Raw genomic sequence first — 3257 nt, 5'->3', positions numbered from 1 at the left:
AGGCGGGCTCGGCTCGTGGCGAGCACGGTCAGGCCGGGACTGCCGGCCAGCAGACGTTCCAGCGGGCCGACCACTCCGTCGATCAGGTGCTCGCAGTTGTCCAACACCAGCAGCATCTCCCGGCCGGACAACCAGCCGAGCACGGTGTCTTCCGCCGAACGGGCCTGATGTTCGCCGAGACCGAGGGCGGCCGCGATAGCCGGCGCGATCATTGACGGGTCGGTGACCGGCACCAGGTCGACGTATCCGGTGCCGTCGGCGAACCGGTCGGTCACCTCGGCGGCGACCGCGAGGGAGAGGCGGGTCTTGCCGATCCCGCCCGGCCCCAGGGCCGTCACGAGACGGTGCTCGTCGAGCGCCTCGGCGAGTGCAGCCCGCTCGGCCACCCGACCGACGAACGATGTCAACGGCGTGGGCAGCTGCACGATCGGTGCCGTGGCCCGGGCGGTCCCCGTCTCCGGCGTCGGATCCACGGTCGCCGCGGTGGCCACCAGTGCCCGCCGGTCGCCCACCTGGAACTTGCGCAGCAACGAGGAGACGTGGCTTTCGACGGTGCGGACAGAGATGAAGAGCTGGGTGGCGATCTCGGCGTTTGTCTGATGTTTGGCAACTGCCTCGAGCACCTCGGCCTCGCGGGCCGACACATCTACGTCCGCCGGCTCCCACTCGTTCACCACAGTCAGATTGTGCATGGTCATCCCCCGTACCCGGCCCAACGACCGCAAAGAACCCCTGCCCACTGTGGCAGGAGGAGCGGACGTGCCGTATCTACCTCTCCCACGGGCCCCGCAAGGCGTCGGTTCACCCGTCCGGGTCACGTCACCATTCCTGCACCATCGGGCAGCGCGTGCTCCGGACACCCGCCGCTCAACGCGACGCCGACCACCAATCGCTACGTATGAAGGATGATCCGGCCACGAACGCCACCCGCGCCCCCGGATCAGCTGTCGGGGAGGTCGGGGCCGGACTCCGCGAATTCTCGGCGCGCCTGGTCCAGCAGCCATCCGTCGCAGAACAGGTCGGCGCCGGCCTTGGCGAGGGCCGCCGCCATCCGCAGGGTGGCCTCGTGCGCGTCCTGCGTCGCCGCGGCGGCGGTCATCTCCAGCGAATGGGACGGCGTTCCGCGCTCCATGACCTTGAGGTAGGGGTGGATGGCCGGCAGTCGCAGGCTCACGTTGCCGATGTCGGACGACCCGACGCCGCCGCGCAGCACCGGCTCCTCGACCTTCTCGCCGGCGTCCCGCAGGTAGTCGGCGACCCGCCCGGCGATCGCGTGGTTGTTCTTCCGCTCCGCGTAGAGATGCCCGCGCTCGATCTCGACGGTCGTCCCGGTCGCCGTCGCGGCGGCCTCGGCACACGCGATCACCCGACCGACATGCTCCTCCGTCTGCTCGCTGGTGACCGCCCGGACCTGGAAAGCGGCCTCGGTGTAGTCGGGGATGACGTTGGCGGCCTTGCCCCCGTCGAGGATGACGCCGTGCACCCGGGAGGCGTCCGGCAGGAACTGGCGCAGCGCGTCGATGGCGACGAACAGTTGGATGACCGCGGCAAGAGCGCTCCGCCCGGCCGTCGGACTGCCCGCGGCGTGCGCCGACTTCCCATGGAACCGGACCGTCATCGGACGCGACGCGAGAGCATGCCGAATGGGCACGGTGCGATCCCCGGGATGGAACATCAGCGCGGCGTCGACATCGTCGAACACGCCGGCGTCGAGCTCGATGACCTTCCCGCCGGCGCCCTCCTCACCGGGCGTGCCGATCACCCGGAGAGTGCCGGGCGGGTCGGGCAGAGCGTGGTGCAGCGCGGTCGCCGCGCCGAGCCCGCCGGTGGCGATGAGGTTGTGGCCACAGCCGTGGCCGAGACCGGGGAGGGCGTCGTACTCGAGGAGGTAGGCGATGACCGGTGACCCATGTCCCACCTCGGCGACGAACGCCGTGTCGAGACCCGCCACGGGCGAACGCACCGCGAAGCCTTCGGCCTCGAGCCATTGCCGCAACACGGTGGCGGACCGGTGCTCGACCAGGGCGAGTTCGGGGTGGGAGTGCAGGTCCAGGCTGAGCTCACGCAGCCGCGGGTCGAGCCCGGTCAGGGCGGCGTCGATGCCGGCATGGGTGGCGGCGAGCCGTGATCGCCGGTCGGGTTCGCTGCTGGTCACGGTCTCCCCTGCTCGTCGATGGGTGTCCCTCCGGGCCCCGCGAGCGTCCCACCTACTGCGGCTCCGCGCATTTCCTCCGGGCGACGGCAATCATCGAGCGGGCCATCCCACTGAACCGCATCGCGTTCACTGCGTGCGCGGCATGTCGCTCGACGAAACCCGCCACCGCCGAATCGGACGTGAGCGCGTCCTCGGCGACGCCGCCGGTGGCGACGTCGAGCGCCCGCTGCCAGAGTTCGACGATGAAGCCCAGTTGCTGGTCGAGCACACCGGCATCGGACAGCCGGCCGTGCCCGGGAACCACCACCCGCGGATTCAAGTCGATGCACCGTCCGAGCGCCCCGATCCAGCCCTCGATGTCGGCATCCTCATCGGAGAAGTTGTTGCCGTGGTCCCAGGCGACCGCCAGGTCGCCGGCGAACAGGACGCGGTCGTCAGGCAGCCACCCGATGAGATCCGCCCCGCTGTGGGCCGGTCCGACGGCGACGAGCTCGAGACCGGAGTCCCCGAAGGTCAGTGAGTCACTGAACTCCAGCATCGCTGGATACAACCGCGGTGGCGCCTTTCCGACCTGCTGGATCGCGTCCTCCCGCCCCTTCGCCAGAAGCTCGGCGCGCTGGCCTGCAGCGCCGATGACTGTCGCACCGGCGTCGACGTACACCGGGTTTCCGAGGCTGTGATCGGCGTGGTAGTGGGTGTTGACCACATGGCTGATGCGCATGCCGTCCCGATCGGTGATGCTCGTGCTGATCCGTTGAGCCGGCTCGAGGAAGTTCGCGTCGATGACGACTACGGAGTCATCTGTCTGCACGATCCCGACGTTGGTCTGCTCATGACGATCGATATCGCCCTGCCAGTAGGCGACCCGGTCGCCCAACCGGATGAACGACTCGCCGTCGACCAGCTGACCGTCGGGTCCACGTCCCGTGCTGGTGCTCGTCACTTGGGGGTTCCTTCGTCGTTAGCTCCAGTCGTGATTGGTGACGAGAACGGTCGCGCCGAGCTTGTTCCAGCCGTGCGCGGCGTCCCAGGTACCGGTGTTGGCGGTCTGGATCGCGTAGTCGGGGTCCCCGGCCAGCGAGCGGGACGCCGAGGGAAGCGC

3 protein-coding genes are annotated in these 3257 nt (G+C 69.7%); all 3 read right to left on the bottom strand.

What is annotated here, in order from left to right; all coding sequences use genetic code 11:
* A partial coding sequence (locus VGH85_20235) for a LuxR C-terminal-related transcriptional regulator (GenBank protein HEY2176141.1) occupies nucleotides 1-698 on the bottom strand: 698 nt, incomplete at its 3' end.
* Between the two features lie 242 nt (nucleotides 699-940).
* Nucleotides 941-2155, bottom strand: coding sequence for an amidohydrolase (locus VGH85_20230; protein ID HEY2176140.1), 1215 nt, complete (start codon nucleotides 2153-2155; stop codon nucleotides 941-943).
* 52 nt (nucleotides 2156-2207) lie between these two features.
* On the bottom strand, nucleotides 2208-3098 hold the full coding sequence (locus tag VGH85_20225) for an MBL fold metallo-hydrolase (GenBank protein ID HEY2176139.1): 891 nt from the start codon (nucleotides 3096-3098) through the stop codon (nucleotides 2208-2210).
* Nucleotides 3099-3257 lie beyond the last annotated feature (159 nt).

It is taken from the genome of Mycobacteriales bacterium (assembly GCA_036497565.1).
GTDB lineage: Bacteria > Actinomycetota > Actinomycetes > Mycobacteriales > QHCD01 > DASXJE01.
This window is presented reverse-complemented; position numbering and strand designations above follow the sequence as displayed.